The sequence below is a fragment of the Rhodococcus sp. AC861 genome (genome assembly GCF_979256035.1).
Map to the genome: position 1 here is coordinate 1 of NZ_CEEDMW010000068.1, position 252 is coordinate 252.

At 70.2% G+C, this 252-nt stretch carries 1 pseudogene; it reads right to left on the reverse strand.

The features are described from left to right. A pseudogene (locus tag AC0IX4_RS23175) lies at nt 1-252 on the reverse strand (iron-containing alcohol dehydrogenase); the annotation flags it as partial.

Genomic DNA, 252 nt, shown 5'->3' on the forward strand with positions numbered 1-252 from the left:
GCGGCCATCATCGCGGCGCGAGCCTCGGCGTCGTCCCCGTCGGTGTACGCGCGAACGAGGAACTTCCCGAGGGTGCGCATCGCGTTCAGGGCCAGGGCGTCGGAAATCGGGTTGGCCTTCTTGCTGACGTACGCCTCGATCGCGGGGGTCAACGCGTCGACACCGGTGTCCGCGGTGAGGCGGGGAGGCATCGACATCGTCAGCTCGGGGTCGCCGACGGAGGCGATGGGGAGGAACGACAGGCCGGGGCAC